Here is a 14,858-nt window from a genome sequence, read left to right on the forward strand (position 1 = left end):
AAGTAACTCAAATAAGGTGGGATTCGAAATGGAAGTCATGAGCGGGGAACTATTTACGATTGACACATTAACGAAAGATTTTGAGGCTCTGGGCGTGCAGTCGGGGATGAACCTTATTCTGCACTCCTCTATGAAATCATTAGGCAGCTGGGTTGCGGGCGGCGCATCAGCTGTCATACTGGCGCTCGAAGAGCAGCTAAGTGAGCAGGGAACTCTGGTCATGCCAACGCATACCGTGGATTTATCAGATCCATCGACATGGCAATGCCCTCCTGTTCCGGAATCGTGGTGGGAACAGATTCGGGAGCAAATGCCAGCATTTGATATTGCATTTACACCGTGCTTGGAAATGGGGATTATTCCAGAGCTTTTCCGTAAGCAGAGCGGGGTTGTGCGAAGCTATCACCCTCAGGTTTCCTTTGCTGCGTGGGGAGCGAACAAGGATCGGATCATTGCGAATCACAGTCTCGATTACAGTCTGGGTGAACAGACTCCGATAGCGAAACTGTACGAGCTAAACGGTTGGATCTTGCTGCTGGGCGTTGGGCATAGCAATAATACGACTATCCATTTGGCTGAGTATCGTGCTGACTATGCGAGCAAGCAGATGATGGTGTTGAAGTCTCCTATGATTGTAGACGGTGTAAAATCATGGGTAGCCTATCAAGATGTAGACTTCGATACCGATGACTTTGAGAAGCTGGGGGCTGACTTTGCCCGTGATACTGGTTATGTGCGCAGCGGGAAAATAGCAAATGCAGACGCATTGCTAATGCCTGTCCGAGAGCTTGTTGATTATGCTGTTCAGTGGATGGAGAGAAATCGACGCTGAACGCACGCAGCACCTCATTGTACCTATCGATGATGATAATGACGCAAGATGAATCTAGCTATAGAACGATACAGCAGCAAGGAAGCTGAATATCATGTGAATGGCGATATCTCTCATCGTCAAGCCCCTTCTTTCTTTGTCTATTTACCGAAGAAATAGATAAGATGCACTTGCAATGCCGGCGCCAAGCGCGCTAGCGGTAAACAACGCTTCGATTGCCACGATCATGCCAGAAATATAATGTCTGGCCATCATATCGCGAATCGCGTTCGTGATAGCGATGCACGGTACGAGCGGAGCTACTGCCCCCATCATGATGAGATCAAGATGCACCCCTCTATAAGTAAAACCTATGTAGCCTGCCACGCCGCCAAGCAAGGCGGCGCCGTATTCAGGCAGGAAGGGCGCATGTAATGCTCGTGTCAGCCATGAATGCATGAAATAGGCAACGAGGCCTGCGAATATGGCTGCTGGCACATCCACGAATGATCCTCCAAATAGGAGAATGATGCTCCCACTCAAGCAGGCTGTGCATATGAACTTGTGCCACAGCTTCAGCTTGCACACATCCTTATCAATTGCGAATAGACGATGCCGCATGTCTTGAAGACTAACGCGGCCAGCAGCAAAATCCCGAGATATCTGATTGATGCCGAATATTTTATTCAAGTCATACTGCCGCTTATCGATTCTCTGAAATTGAGAGCCGCCCGAATTCAGCTTCACGAAAATGCCATTGACGGTTACGTAGGTGTAATCGCTAGCTGGACGGGAATCTCCGATGGCGTGGTGAATCATCCGCTCCATCGTATCCTCAACCCGGCTTGTTTCCGCTCCGTTCTCCAGAAGCAACTTTCCTGCAAAGAGCACTGCCTCCAATAGGTAATCCTTATCACGCGCCAACGTGCCGATATTCATGTATGGGGAGCCACCTTTCTTTATAGATCGCTACTGAATGAAAAGAGCAGTTGCAAAACTATTTATGGATAATTATAATCCATAATAGATAAAAAAAGTAGATGAATAAATCGAAATTTTTATTACATCATGCGGAAGGGTGGTATCGGTATGTTGAAGCAGGAGTTGGAAACGCGTATTGCCAAATTGAAAGCAAAGATGGAAGTGAAGGGCTATGATGCATATGTCGTATCGTCACAGGAGGATATTTGGTACTACACGAATATTACGTACAGTCCCGAAGAACGGCCATTTTTTATTGTCATTTCACTTGATAGCAAGCCAACCTTGGTCGTGCCCAAATTGGAAGAGGCACATGTCCAAAAAGGGATATTGGACACAGATACTGTGTCTTATTGGGATTATCCATCACCTGCCGGTGAGAATTGGTTTGAACGGCTAAGCAGTGTATTACATAAATTCCAGCACATTGGTGTAGAGGCAAACATTCCGGCTGAGCATTATGTCCGCATTCAAGGGAGCCATGTAGAGCTATGTCACTTCGTCGCAGCCGCACGGCAGATCAAGAGCGATTACGAAATGGAGCGCATTCGCTTTTGTGCAAATATAGCGGATCGTACGATGCTCGACATTTTCAAGAAGGCGTCGAGAGAAACGATGGTACTGGAAATGTCCGCCCTGGCACAAATTCCGCAGGTAGAGTTGATTAAAACAAAACAATTGGATCCGCTTAACACGAACCTGTTAGCCGTCGTGTGGCCTGCTCCTGAAAGTGCCATGCCGCACGGGGTTCCAGACATATACAAAAAGGTTGGGGATGGCCCGAATGTGGCGATGACCTATTACCGAATTAATGGGTATGCCTCGGAATGCGAGCGCACCTTCTTCTTAGGAAATCCGACGAAAGAAGAAACGGAGTTGTTCCAACATATGATGAATGCCCGCAAAGCGGCGCTGAGCGTATTGAAGTCGGGCGTAAACGCGAAGGAAGTTGATTTGGCGGCGCGGAATTACTTGGCGCAATATGGACTTATCGGCAATTTGCTGCATCGAACGGGGCATGGAATTGGGTTAAGTAATCATGAGGCGCCATTTGTGGCGGAAGGCAGCGATGAGGTGCTTACAGAAAATATGGTGATTTCGATTGAACCGGGGATCTATGTGGAAGGCGTTGGAGGCTTCCGGCATTCTGATACGGTTCTCATAACGAAGGATGGTTATGAATTGCTGACGCGGGCTCCGATCGAATTGGATGAACTTATATTCTAACATTGATAATTTCGGATAGAGGAATGCAAAGCATGGGTACACAGCAGGTATCCATGCTCTTTTTTATTTGTGTCGGATTGGAAAATATCTATAATGGAAGTAGAGACGCACATGGCTGGTGCAATTATATTTCGGAAACAGCAAGTAGAAGGAGATAAGGATGCAAATAAAAAGTGGGGTAGAGCAGGCGATTTGCATTTTGGTGATGCTGGCTACTCAGCATCATGGAGATGCAGTCACGAGCGATACGATCAGCGATCGACTGGATGTGTCGCCGTCTTTTTTGAAAAAGATTATGAGAATGCTGGTCGTGAAAAAACTGATTACATCGACCTCGGGAAAGAACGGTGGGTTTCAACTCGCGAAGGATGCGGATGACATTCGGCTGCTCGATGTGTTTGAGGCGATAGAGGGCACCAAGCCATTTTTGAAAACGACGAATTTGGTTCATCAGATCTTTTCGGATCAGCGTGCTGTTGCGATCGGTGAGACAATAATGACCCAAGCCTTCACCAATGCGGAACAGCGTTATCGAGAGGAATTAGGCCATTATTCGCTGGGCGTACTGCTAAGAGAAACGTTCCAAGTAGAAGACTTGCAGCAATTCGATTGGAATGCATATCGTAGGGCATAGCGTGGTTATCGGATAATACTCGATTTTGTAACTTCTAATATTGAAATTCGTATGTATAATAATGGAACAGCATTTACTCGTGATAAGCCCGATCCAGGATCATCCGTATCTCAGATCGGGTTGTGTTGTATGTGCAGAAATGATTTCGAACGAGTAACGGCTCGCGAATAGGAGTGATAGCGATGAGCAAGAAGACGACATTATATATTGTCCGCCACGGCCAAACCGAATGGAATGTGGAGCGGCGCATGCAGGGGCATATGGACTCCCCGTTGACGGCGCTTGGGGTTAGGCAGGCACAATGGTTGGGTGAAGCGATGAAGGATACAGCGATTGATTGCATCTATGCCAGCAGCAGCGGCAGAACGGATATGACGGCACGGCTCATTCGCGGGGAGCGTGATATCCCGATTATTAGTACGGATGCGTTGAAGGAAATTCATATGGGAGACTGGGAAGGACAGCTTGCAGATGAATTGCAGCGAGCCTATCCAGATCAGTTCGAGGCATTTTGGTATGAGCCGACCGAATATAAGGGCGTGAACGGAGAGACATTCGAAGAGCTTCGTCATCGAGTGCTGCCGTATGTACAGTCTATGATTGCGGACAACGAAGGCAAGTCGATTCTGATCGTGACACATACGGTTGTCGTGAAGACGCTGATGGCTTACTTTGAGCACAGACTTCCAGATCAACTCTGGGAGCCGCCAAACATTCAGCCAACTAGTCTCAGTCAGGTAGAGATTATTGTTGGTGAACCACAAGCTGTAATTGTTCAGCATGGAGATACAAGTCACTATCAGGCTTCTTTCCAAGAGTAAGGTCGAAATGAAGGCAAATAAGTGAAGCGGAGGACGTGCTGCTTATGACTGTTTTCCTCGCTGTTGTTATTATTGCAGGAGCTGTCAGCTTCTTCTTTCCTAAGTTCGGATGGGAGATGAAGCATGGGTGGGCCGTAGATGAAGACTCCGGGCCCAGTGATGACTACATCATGCTTACCAAGATCGGCGGGGCTATCATTATGGCCGTAGGCCTAGGATTATTTATCTACAGGATGATTGTCTGAGTGGCGCTTTCGAAGCTGGAAATGGGGGCGGAGATAGGTGCAAGTGAATGATGGACAGTTAGATGAGTTTCTGTTGATATCCAAACATCGACTGGTTTCCCACTATCAAGTAAAGCTGTTGTCATGTCTTCAATGCACTTCACCTGAAATGCTGTGGGATCAGGAGTCAGAGGGTGAAAATTGTATTGGCAGCATTGTGCTGCATATCATCGCGCACGTCGACCGCAATACGAAGCGGCTCTCGAACCCTGATACCCGCTTCAATCAGGGCATCGAAACGCATTTTCCGAATGAGCCTATGAGCAAGCTGGAGTTGATTGCCCGGGTAACCGAATCCTTTGAGGCTTTAGGTGTGGCGATCGATCAATCTCATTCCAAGAATCATTCTTCTATGTATGACCTCTATCATCTCGTTGAACATACAGCCTATCATTCTGGGCAAGTCATAGACCGTGTACAGCGGCACGCGGTTTCAATTTGTGCAGCAAGGGCTGAATGAAAAGGCGCTACGGCAAAGGGTCGAAAATGAACTGGAAGTTCGAAAAGCAAAGAACACGGCTACATAACTATTTTTCTTTTCCAAATATATTGAAGAGGGTGACGTAAAATGAGCAATTCACGCAAAGGGATAGCAGGAAAAAGAATATACTTACGTCCATTTACTGGTGACGACATAGATTGGTACTATGAGGCATTACTCCAACAGGAGTCTAACCGATTGACGGGTACGAAAAAGTTGTTTTCCAGAGAAGTGCTGCGAAACTATTTGGATACAATTGCATCTGACCGTGAACGGGCACAGTTCGTTATCGCGCTGCAGGAGGATGATCGGCCGATTGGAGAAATTGCGATTATGGATATGGATCCATCGAATCGGAGCGGTCATATTCGTATCGCGATATTCGCTGAAGAGGACTGCGGGCAAGGGTACGGTTCGGAAGCAATGATTCTTATGTTGGATTACGGCTTCGGTATGCTGAACCTCAATCGAATTGAATTGGTTGTATTTTCATACAATGCAAGGGCAGTCCGAGCCTACGAGAAGATTGGGTTTGTACAAGAGGGGATTCAGAGAGAAGCACTGTACTACAATCATGAATATCACGACTCTATTATGATGAGTATACTAGCGCGAGAATTTCGGGGGAGACATGGCGTTTCAGCAGGAGCGTCATCATCTGTCTAAAGTATCGTGATATAATTTACGAGAACAGTTATTTTGGCTATCGTAGGAGATGATAAGTTGGATACGAAGTGGGAATATCGTACGATCAAATATAAGACAGGAGGATTTCTGGGCGGCAAGGTCGATGAAGATGGCTTCGAGCAAATGCTGAATGAAGCCGGCTACGAAGGATGGGAGTTAGTGTCCTGCTTCGACACGAGCACCACCCATGGTCAGTCCAGAGATATCATTGCTGTATTCAAGCGCAAAGTCTATTTGTAAGGTACATATAAGGAATTTGATGAAAGTTGGCCCAGTCCTGGATTCTCATAAAACCGCGACTGGGCTTAGGGGCATCTCGCAACTATATTCTCATCGTACAGTACAATGCGCCTGCCTTGCATCTCTATCAGAAGCTTCAGTACAAAGAGGCATATCGCTATTGGTACCGTTTGCGTGGAACGCACTGATTGCAAGGGGGAGCTCTATGAAATGGTTAGCTAAACGAGAGTTCAACATTCCTCATACTGGCATCAATAAGATTGAGAAGGTTCAGATCGGTGGAATCGAACAATACATATTGGTTCAATCGATAAGAGAAGGTCTTCCTATCCTGCTTATGCTTCATGGTGGTCCTGGTCTGCCGTTGCCAGGTGTATCTTCTCGTGGAAGGGATTACGTTATCGCTACTACGACCAAGCAACTTATGGAACATTATACACTCGTTATGTGGGATCAGCGTGGTTCAGGCAAAACCTACTCCAGCGGTACGCCTCGGGCATCATTTCATGTGCAGCAATTTGTAGACGATGCACAGGAACTCATTCATTATGTAAGGAACACCTATCGTTGTGAAAAGGTCACGCTTGTTGGCCATTCTTGGGGATCGATCATTGGGCTGCTTCTGGCAGCCGAAATTCCGGAGCAAATTCATGCGTATATTGGTATTTCACAGATAATAAATTGGGCTGAAAACGACAAGCTCTGTTTGGAATGGACACTGCAGCAGGCGGATGCAAGAGGTATGAAAAAAGCACGAGACGAACTGCTTCGATGTGGTGATCCCCCATATGTGGATAGTGTGGAGCAGTGGGGTACGCTTCGCAAATGGATGGGCAGATTCAACTCCATGGTGTATGAGGATGAGGATACAAAATCCCCAGGAATGAAGGCTGCTATAAGCATGTTGCTCCGCTCACCAGATTATACGTTGCGAGATGTGATAAACACGATTAATGGATTCCGAACGACTTATACGCAGCGCATGGTCGAGGAATTTGCCGAAATTCAACTGGAACACAAATTAACAAGGCTTGATATACCAGTTACATTTATACACGGCAGACATGATGTTCATGTGTATGGGCAGTTTGTAGAAACGTTTTGCGCGAAGTTGGAGGCCCCTGCTGGCAAACGGTTGATCTGGATGGATAAATCCGCTCATATGTTCCATCTTGATGATGCTCGTCGTATTGAACAGGAACTGATCGAAATCGCAATAAGGGCGTAGGTTCGTTATTGTATCCTAATGAAGCATTAAGGGGAGGCAGAGATGATACTAGTAACAGAGCGGCTGCAATTGCGGCAGATGAACCAGGCAGATTATCCAGATTTATGCGAGATTCTGCAGGATGAAGAGGTCATGTATGCCTATGATCGCAAGTTTGAGGATGCTGATGTACAAGCATGGTTAGATCGGCAGAACGCGCGCTATCAAGAGTATAGCTTTGGATTATGGGATCTAGGGATGGCTGTTATAAAAGAATTCGTCAAGCCATATCAGATCGGAGATATGCATCTTTATCTGTATGGCGTGGAGAAATAGCGATCTTTATCATAATAAATCTCAGTTGAAGGTGAGGTGTTTGGTTGAACAAGTGCTCTTACCGTATACAGTCTGAACGGCTTGTGATTAGACCGCTTGAGGGAGAAGACTACTTCGCATGGCTAGCTGGATATGAAAATAGGATGCCTTCACAGCACAAATATGATGAAGGCACCGTTGAGATGAGCAGATACACCGAAGAATGGTTTCAACTCGAGATAGACAATCATCAAAGATTGGCTGTCGAAGATAAACTATATTTTTTCGGCATCTTTCGAAAAGAAGACAACGCCCATGTAGGGGCCATCGACTTTTCCACGCTATTGCGGGATGATTTTCAATGGGCCAGATTAGGTTATATGATTCATAATCAATATTGGAGAAGGGGTTATGGAAAAGAGGCTGTAGCTGCAGCAATTACTTTTGCGTTTGATAAACTTAATTATCATCGCATTGAGGCGCATATTAACCTTGATAATACTCCTTCAATCAAATGTGCAGAAGGGGTTGGAATGAAGTTTGAGTGTATTCGAAAAGGATTTATATATGAAAATGACGCGTGGACAGATCATCTCATCTACTACATAAATGCAAAGTAGACCAGAACAGCCAGCTTATCTTAACGAAGGAAGCATGGCTTTTTTTTGTATGTACATCGGTTCCTGTTTTTAGGATAATGATTATGCCTAATTTTGGGATAAATATTCATATTCAGCATTCTGCCTAACAACACAGCGTTCATAAAGGAGATATGAAAGACATGGGATATATATCGGAATTGCGGAAAGTTGTAGGTATGAAGCCATTGCTTTTAGTAGGTGCCTGTGTACTCGTATTTAATGAAGCAGGCCACTTATTGCTTCAAAAGCGGGCGGATACTCTGGATTGGGGAACGATAGGCGGCGCAATGGAATTAGGGGAATCGATGGAGGAAGCGGCGCATCGCGAGCTTTATGAGGAAACGGGACTTCGTGCAGGAGGAATGAAATTTGTTACACTGTTGTCTGGATCGGATATGTACTTCCAATACCCGCACGGTGATGAAGTCTATAATGTAATTGCTGTGTATGAAGCTTTGGATGTAACGGGAACACCTGTCGTGAATGATCATGAGGGTTTGGAAGTGAAGTATTTCGCTCTTGATGAACCGATTCCAGAGTTGAATCCATTCAATGAGAAGTATTTGCGCAAGGCGGGATATATTCAGAAGTGGTAATTGAAGATGACAATCGAAAGCAAGGAGGTTGAGCATGATGCGTCATTCTAAAGCAGCATGGGGGATAGCGCTTATCTTGCTTATTACAAACTTGATCACGATAGGATGCCTTATGACAGAGAAAGAGAAAGAGAAAGGAAATGAGACAGTTGTGCAGCCTGCGTTGGATGTGTTCGAGTTAAGAGGGCAGTCAGAGCACTGGAAGCTTCGTCATTATCAGGTGATGCGAACATCGAATTCGATACGAAGAGGATCTGCGTCATTGACTTACTTGGGTGACACCAAGGATATTAAGGATTCCTCATCGTTCTATATTGAATATTACGAGAAGCATGGGGAACGCGAAGAGGGAGTTCTTACGAGTGGAATGCTAGCTACGAACGGCAGTGTGCAACTATTATCGGAATTGGATCACTTGGGCTCCACTCAAAGCGAGCCTACGGAGTTCGAGCGGACCATGACGAACGATGACTTCGCTGGCAGTTATGTCAAATTGCGTTGGTCAGATAGTTATGGTGAGGAGCATGTTGAACTAATCGAGTTGGAAGTGAACAATCATACCACATTCTCATGAGTGAGTGATAGTTGTTGTTTACAATAAAAGGTATACTGGTCGGGAGGTGTCGGTGTGAAGGCTGTTATCTTCGATTTGGATGGTACGCTATTGGATCGAGAGAGCTCATTGCTATCTTTTCTTGAGGATCAATATGTGAGATTCAGAGGCTTGCAGAAGATCGATAAGCAGGCCTTCGTGAATCGATTTGTCGAGCTGGATTGCCGGGGTTATGTATGGAAGGATGCAGTTTACCAGCAGATGATTCAGGAATGTGGGTTGGACATGTCGTGGGAGGAATTACTTGAGGATTATATCACGAATTTCCACCGACACTGCATAGGCTTTCCGAATTTGCTGGAGGTACTGGACCTCATCAAGCAGCAAGGCTTGAAGCTTGGGTTGCTATCGAATGGATATGGTCAATTTCAGTATGCGAATGTGCAGGGTCTTGGCATTGAAGCCTATTTTGACTGTATCTTGATTTCCGAGTGGGAAGGGCTACGCAAGCCAGATCCAGCTATCTTCCATCGTGCATTGTATAAACTGTCTGTTCGAGCAGAAGAAGCGATTTACGTCGGCGATCATCCGGACAATGACGTGAGGGCAAGCCGTGCAATTGGAATGACTGCAATCTGGAAGGAAGACAAGTATTATGAGATACCTGCAGAGGCGAATGCGATGATTCAAGATCTGTTGGATCTCAAATTATATTTATAGATTTATATTCATACGAAGACAACAAGAATATGTGAAGGAGATCAGCGATGCTATACCATTTTAGTGAAGATTCAACCATTTCCACATTTATACCGCGTCCAGCAAAACAATCGCATATTCCGCCGGCAGTATGGGCGATAAATGAGGAGAATGCGGTTCACTATTATTTGCCCCGAGATTGTCCAAGGGTCATTTATGCAAAATCGGACATGATGAGTACGGAAGATGAAGCGAGATTCTTTGGTCACACAGTGGCAAACAAAATAATAGTGGTTGAGAATGACTGGCTCGAGCAGATAAGCAATACAACGATCTATAAATATACATTTGAAGATTCTACTTTTCAGTTACTAGATGCGAATGCTGGATACTATATTTCGGAACAAACGGTGAAGCCCATTCAGATCGAGCCGATGACCGATCTCATTCAGCACATCGTACAAGCCGGTGTAGAATTGCGATTTACTCCGAACCTGCACCCTATTTGCGACGCAGTGCTCGGATCTACGATTGATGCTTTTTCGATTATTCGATTTCATCATGCCAAGCCATTAGCAGCTGAATAAAGTGCAGGATGTGGCACTGAGACATCAGTCATTTCAAGTAGGGAGAACTCGATCATCAACCTCTTGGAGGGGTTGTCTCTGAGGAAGAGGCTTATTTACTAACGGGGGTACTGCTAGTCCTTTATGGCGTGCCACTGTCGCTAATTAGCTTTATTTTTGGTACGATAACTAAAGTCATTATGAAACATCAGGAGAGACATCATATGCTAATCTACAATATCTGTTATATTCAACGCGGGAACGAGGTACTGCTGCTTAATCGGGAGAAACCGAGCTGGATGGGGTGCTGGAATGGCATCGGCGGCAAGCTGGAAGCAGGGGAGTCTCCTCGTGAATCGATGGAACGTGAATTGATGGAAGAAACGGGAATAACGCCCACGGGATTGACATTCAAGGGCATCGTCAGTTGGATGGTGGATGGGACGAGGTTTGGCGGCATGTATTTGTACGCAGCAAGTGTGGAGAAGAGCTTTACATACAATACGCCGATTAAGACAGACGAGGGCATCTTGGATTGGAAACGAGTAGATTGGATTATGGATGTTCATAATCAAGGAGTCGCCTCTAATATGCCCCAAGTTCTTCAAGGCATGAGAAGCGATATGTACTGCTACGATTATCACTGCATATTTGAAAAAGGGAAGCTGCTGGACATTACTGCAACACAGATAGATTCCACGTTGGAACGGGATGAGGTACAGCGGGAGGCGTATTTGCAGAAATATGCTGTTATGGTCCATTCCTCATAATCAATAATTGAAATGTGATCGTTAATACCTAACTGCTAAACGCTGGGGCGTTACGAGATTATAAAGCCAAAGGGCACTGCATTTAGGGTGTCATTGGCTATTTTTTTATCTTAAGAATCTGTCTTACGAACTTGTTCCATGCAGTCGAGTTTTTTTAAAAGATGCCGTTCATGATTCTTGGTATGTGTATGACAGCAGTCGAGAATATTAGTAGAAGGGGATAAATGCTAAAGGAGATGAACTTGCGTGAACGCATCAAATATCAATCCGTTTCTCATGTTTTTCGGCAATGCAGAAGAGGCAATCAAGCGCTATACTTCCGTATTTCAACCTTCTGAGGTGATAAGCCTTGTACGACATGGAGATGCAATGCCTAATCTGGACGAAGGCGATAAGGATAAGGTGCTGCACGCCGTGTTCTCGTTGAAAGGACAGGTGTTCATGTGCATTGATAACTTGGACAAGCAGCATCGCCATGAGTTCACGCCGGCTATATCCTTATTCGTGACATGCGATTCGGAAGAAGAAATCGATCGAGTATTTCGGGAGCTGTCTGAGGAAGGACAAGTGCTGATGCCGCTTGAAGCCTCGTCTTGGAGCGCCAAATTTGCTTGGGTACAGGACAAGTTCGGTGTATCGTGGCAATTGAATCTGGCGAATACATAATTTGCATTTGCATGAGAAAGGAAGAGGAGCGGGATCTTTAATGGTCAGTAATTGACCTTAAGGAGAGCCGCTCTTTTTCGCTTCGTAGGGGATCTTGGTTCAGGCTATCCTTTGTTGAACTGAATAGTGCTCACTATCTCTATGAGCTGACGCAGCCCAAGCTCGATGCGATCCTCAGGCACATTCGTCACATTGATTTTCAACAAATTGCTTGCCGGGAACGAAGCTAAGTAATGCTTGTCGATCGATTCGAGATGAATCGATTTCTTTTGTGCATCCGAAATAAGCCGCTGCACAGGCAGTCTGTCATGCAGCTCCAGATGGGTATGCACCGTTAGATGGGATGAAGCGCTTGGGATTGCGAAATGTTCATGCTGCTGAAGGGAGATATCACGCAATACTGCCTGCATGAGCTGTGACCTTCTAGCATACGAGGTGCGTATTTTCTCGCGATGATGCTCGAACATGCCGCTCTTCAAGTAGATTTCGAGCGCTCCCTGCGATAGCATGGAACTGTCAATATCCTGTGTTCGTTTATACCGATTGAACGTCTGGATTAGTGCATCTGGAATCACAGCCACCCCAATGCGGAGCCCTGGAAAAATAATCTTCGAGTAGCTCTTCAAGTAAATGACATGCCCAGATTGATCGTACGCATATAGTGGATCGGACTTCGGATTGTGTTCCAAATCGGCCAAATAATCATCCTCGACGATATAGACGTCGTATTTGCGTGCGAGGGCAGCGATTCGCTTCCTTTCTTCGGTACGGTAGGAAGAGCCAAGCGGATTATGGAATCTGGGTATCGTATAAAAAAACTTAATGTCCTCCGTAATGAATATTCGTTCTAGTTCGTCCATATCGATGCCTTGCTCCGTTCGGCGAATGCCCATTACAGGAAGTTGATGCGTTTGCAGATGTTCGACCAGCAAATGATAACAAGGCTGTTCAATAAGAATCATCCTTTTTTGGTTCGGAAAAGGCATGGTACAAAGTATGGAGAGGGCTTGCTGCACCCCTGATACAATGAAGATGTTGGACAGCTGTGTAAACACCTGATAATTGGCGAGATGCCGCTGCATGAGTGCAAGTAGAGATGGCAGCCCTTGAGAGGTCCCATAGATGAATAGGTCATTTTTGTAGGTATCGATCGCTTTGTTGATACAGTGCTGGAAATCCAAGTATGGGAACACGCCAGGGTCAGGCGCGGCGGAGACAAAATCGATAATTTCCTGCTTCTTGAAATCTGCTTGATTTCGTGCCCGAACAACGTAATAGCCGCTCTTCGCCACCGAATAGATGAGATGTCTTTCTTCCAAATCATGCAGGGCCCGAATGATCGTGCTCTTGTTGACCCCATATTGAATGGCAAGCTCGCGAATGGACGGAAGTTTATCCCCGTCGTTCAAGGTGTGCTTCTTCAAATTGCGCTCCAAATTCTGAATGACCTGCTCGAATTTATACATCGATCTCCATTCACCTCGAATCTGTACCGGTACAGATGCTAATTTTCTTGATTGTAGCATAGTGCTGCAGCAATTAACATGGTTGTAGGGCCTTCAGTAATCAATTGCTTGCAAGCAAGGAAGAGAGGAATCGATCATGAATCATTCAGCTGTAAAAAAAGCGTATATCGCCGCTATCCTAAATACACTGATTATTGGATTTTCCTTTGTTTTTGTAAAAATAGCGCTGCAAAGCGTAAACTCGCTAGACATGCTTGCCTATCGATTTACGGCATCCTTTGTGACTATCATGATCTTGATTCTGTTCGGAAGGGTAAAGCTGAACCTGCGATGGAAGGATGTTGCGACGATTATCCCGCTGGCGGTTCTCTATCCCGGATTGTTTTTTGCCTTTCAAACATTCGGTCTCGTCACCGTATCTGCTTCGGAAGCCGGGATTATTCAGGCGGCTGTACCGATATTCACGATGATATTCGCATCATATTGGTTGAAGGAACATTCCACATGGCAGCAAAAATTTGGTCTACTTCTGTCGGTCTCAGGACTTATTTATATCTTTGCGATGAAAGGCGTTAACGTTGGAAATACAAGTTTATTAGGTATCTTGCTTGTCTTCCTGTCTGTTCTCTCCTTAGCGGGATACAACGTTGCGGCACGCAAGAGAACACGCAAATATGGAGTGATGGATGTAACCTTTATTATGACCTGCTTCGGATTCGTGCTCTTTAATGCGATGGCGATCTTCCAGCATATTGCCCAAGGAACGACATGGAAAGTGATGCAGCCGCTGTTCGATCCGATGTTCGTAGTCTCCATTCTCTACTTGGGCGTGTTGTCTTCTCTGATGACCGCATACTTGACGAACTATGCATTATCGAAGCTAGAGGCAGTGAAGGTAAGCGTATTTACGCAATTAGGGACGGTTGTGACGATGGGAGCAGGTGTCATGATCTTGAACGAAAGCTTGCAATACTATCATATCGTTGGAGCCGTGCTCATTATAATCGGCGTGTTGGGCGTCAATATCCCGCTTCGTCAACGTCAACGTACCAGCAACATGAAGAAGCAGGCGTGAGATAGTGAATTTGTGAAGTGTGTAAGAAAAGCCAAAAGCACCGTGAAGTGCACCCCTTATAGTAGACATTGGATAAACACCCTTCGTGTTACGTCCGATGAATCTATTATAGGGGGTGCATTTTTTATGGCTATCAAA

At 45.6% G+C, this 14,858-nt stretch carries 20 protein-coding genes; 18 read left to right on the forward strand and 2 right to left on the reverse strand.

Translation table 11 applies throughout. The annotated features are described in order from the left end of the window. Positions 1–28: 28 nt before the first annotated feature. Positions 29–832 (forward strand): AAC(3) family N-acetyltransferase, encoded by an 804-nt coding sequence (locus tag BLS15_RS23480; RefSeq protein WP_090513998.1) that lies wholly within the window; start codon positions 29–31, stop codon positions 830–832. A 144-nt stretch (positions 833–976) separates the two neighbouring features. On the opposite strand, the gene BLS15_RS23485 is transcribed toward BLS15_RS23480, so the two are convergent. Further along, the gene (locus BLS15_RS23485) at positions 977–1,750 is read right to left on the reverse strand and encodes a threonine/serine exporter family protein (RefSeq protein ID WP_090514000.1); all 774 of its coding nucleotides are present in this window, start codon (positions 1,748–1,750) and stop codon (positions 977–979) included. A gap of 150 nt (positions 1,751–1,900) precedes the next feature. Between BLS15_RS23485 and BLS15_RS23490 the strand changes: the two genes are divergently transcribed. The 16 genes from BLS15_RS23490 (at position 1,901) to BLS15_RS23565 (ending at position 12,179) form a co-directional block, all read left to right on the forward strand. Next, positions 1,901–3,019 carry a M24 family metallopeptidase gene (locus tag BLS15_RS23490; RefSeq protein WP_175460826.1) on the forward strand — a complete coding sequence of 373 codons (1,119 nt, stop codon included), beginning with the start codon at positions 1,901–1,903 and terminating at the stop codon, positions 3,017–3,019. A 160-nt stretch (positions 3,020–3,179) separates the two neighbouring features. Next, positions 3,180–3,653, forward strand: coding sequence for an Rrf2 family transcriptional regulator (locus BLS15_RS23495; protein ID WP_021255117.1), 474 nt, complete (start codon positions 3,180–3,182; stop codon positions 3,651–3,653). A 182-nt stretch (positions 3,654–3,835) separates the two neighbouring features. Then, positions 3,836–4,474 (forward strand): histidine phosphatase family protein, encoded by a 639-nt coding sequence (locus tag BLS15_RS23500; RefSeq protein ID WP_090514003.1) that lies wholly within the window; start codon positions 3,836–3,838, stop codon positions 4,472–4,474. 44 nt (positions 4,475–4,518) lie between these two features. Next, a complete protein-coding gene (locus BLS15_RS23505) occupies positions 4,519–4,719 on the forward strand; it encodes a DUF6199 family natural product biosynthesis protein (protein ID WP_021255115.1) in 201 nt (66 codons plus the stop codon). A gap of 37 nt (positions 4,720–4,756) precedes the next feature. After that, a complete protein-coding gene (locus BLS15_RS23510) occupies positions 4,757–5,218 on the forward strand; it encodes a DinB family protein (RefSeq protein ID WP_090514006.1) in 462 nt (153 codons plus the stop codon). Between the two features lie 108 nt (positions 5,219–5,326). Continuing rightward, the gene (locus BLS15_RS23515) at positions 5,327–5,905 is read left to right on the forward strand and encodes a GNAT family N-acetyltransferase (RefSeq protein WP_090514009.1); all 579 of its coding nucleotides are present in this window, start codon (positions 5,327–5,329) and stop codon (positions 5,903–5,905) included. Positions 5,906–5,962: 57 nt separating this feature from the next. Continuing rightward, positions 5,963–6,166 carry a DUF4177 domain-containing protein gene (locus tag BLS15_RS23520; RefSeq protein ID WP_028531552.1) on the forward strand — a complete coding sequence of 68 codons (204 nt, stop codon included), beginning with the start codon at positions 5,963–5,965 and terminating at the stop codon, positions 6,164–6,166. A 205-nt stretch (positions 6,167–6,371) separates the two neighbouring features. Then, the gene (locus BLS15_RS23525; RefSeq protein ID WP_090514012.1) at positions 6,372–7,394 is read left to right on the forward strand and encodes an alpha/beta fold hydrolase; all 1,023 of its coding nucleotides are present in this window, start codon (positions 6,372–6,374) and stop codon (positions 7,392–7,394) included. Positions 7,395–7,436: 42 nt separating this feature from the next. After that, positions 7,437–7,709, forward strand: coding sequence for a GNAT family N-acetyltransferase (locus tag BLS15_RS23530; protein ID WP_021255109.1), 273 nt, complete (start codon positions 7,437–7,439; stop codon positions 7,707–7,709). Between the two features lie 44 nt (positions 7,710–7,753). Further along, complete coding sequence (locus tag BLS15_RS23535; RefSeq protein WP_021255108.1) at positions 7,754–8,308, forward strand: GNAT family N-acetyltransferase; 555 nt, start codon at positions 7,754–7,756, stop codon at positions 8,306–8,308. A gap of 161 nt (positions 8,309–8,469) precedes the next feature. Beyond that, positions 8,470–8,925 carry an NUDIX hydrolase gene (locus BLS15_RS23540; protein WP_090514014.1) on the forward strand — a complete coding sequence of 152 codons (456 nt, stop codon included), beginning with the start codon at positions 8,470–8,472 and terminating at the stop codon, positions 8,923–8,925. 34 nt (positions 8,926–8,959) lie between these two features. Continuing rightward, a complete protein-coding gene (locus tag BLS15_RS23545) occupies positions 8,960–9,499 on the forward strand; it encodes a hypothetical protein (RefSeq protein WP_090514017.1) in 540 nt (179 codons plus the stop codon). A 54-nt stretch (positions 9,500–9,553) separates the two neighbouring features. Next, positions 9,554–10,198 (forward strand): HAD family hydrolase, encoded by a 645-nt coding sequence (locus BLS15_RS23550; RefSeq protein WP_021255105.1) that lies wholly within the window; start codon positions 9,554–9,556, stop codon positions 10,196–10,198. A 47-nt stretch (positions 10,199–10,245) separates the two neighbouring features. Then, on the forward strand, positions 10,246–10,764 hold the full coding sequence (locus BLS15_RS23555) for a DUF6886 family protein (RefSeq protein WP_021255104.1): 519 nt from the start codon (positions 10,246–10,248) through the stop codon (positions 10,762–10,764). Between the two features lie 203 nt (positions 10,765–10,967). Further along, on the forward strand, positions 10,968–11,513 hold the full coding sequence (locus BLS15_RS23560) for an NUDIX hydrolase (protein ID WP_090514020.1): 546 nt from the start codon (positions 10,968–10,970) through the stop codon (positions 11,511–11,513). A 246-nt stretch (positions 11,514–11,759) separates the two neighbouring features. Further along, positions 11,760–12,179 carry a VOC family protein gene (locus tag BLS15_RS23565; protein ID WP_021255102.1) on the forward strand — a complete coding sequence of 140 codons (420 nt, stop codon included), beginning with the start codon at positions 11,760–11,762 and terminating at the stop codon, positions 12,177–12,179. A gap of 104 nt (positions 12,180–12,283) precedes the next feature. On the opposite strand, the gene BLS15_RS23570 is transcribed toward BLS15_RS23565, so the two are convergent. Beyond that, positions 12,284–13,645: an aminotransferase-like domain-containing protein gene (locus BLS15_RS23570; RefSeq protein WP_090514023.1), complete on the reverse strand. Its 1,362-nt coding sequence runs from the start codon at positions 13,643–13,645 to the stop codon at positions 12,284–12,286. Between the two features lie 136 nt (positions 13,646–13,781). Between BLS15_RS23570 and BLS15_RS23575 the strand changes: the two genes are divergently transcribed. Continuing rightward, the gene (locus BLS15_RS23575) at positions 13,782–14,720 is read left to right on the forward strand and encodes a DMT family transporter (protein ID WP_021255100.1); all 939 of its coding nucleotides are present in this window, start codon (positions 13,782–13,784) and stop codon (positions 14,718–14,720) included. Positions 14,721–14,858 lie beyond the last annotated feature (138 nt).

Origin of the sequence: Paenibacillus sp. cl6col, assembly GCF_900102125.1 — a bacterium.
Taxonomy (GTDB): domain Bacteria; phylum Bacillota; class Bacilli; order Paenibacillales; family Paenibacillaceae; genus Paenibacillus_B; species Paenibacillus_B suaedae.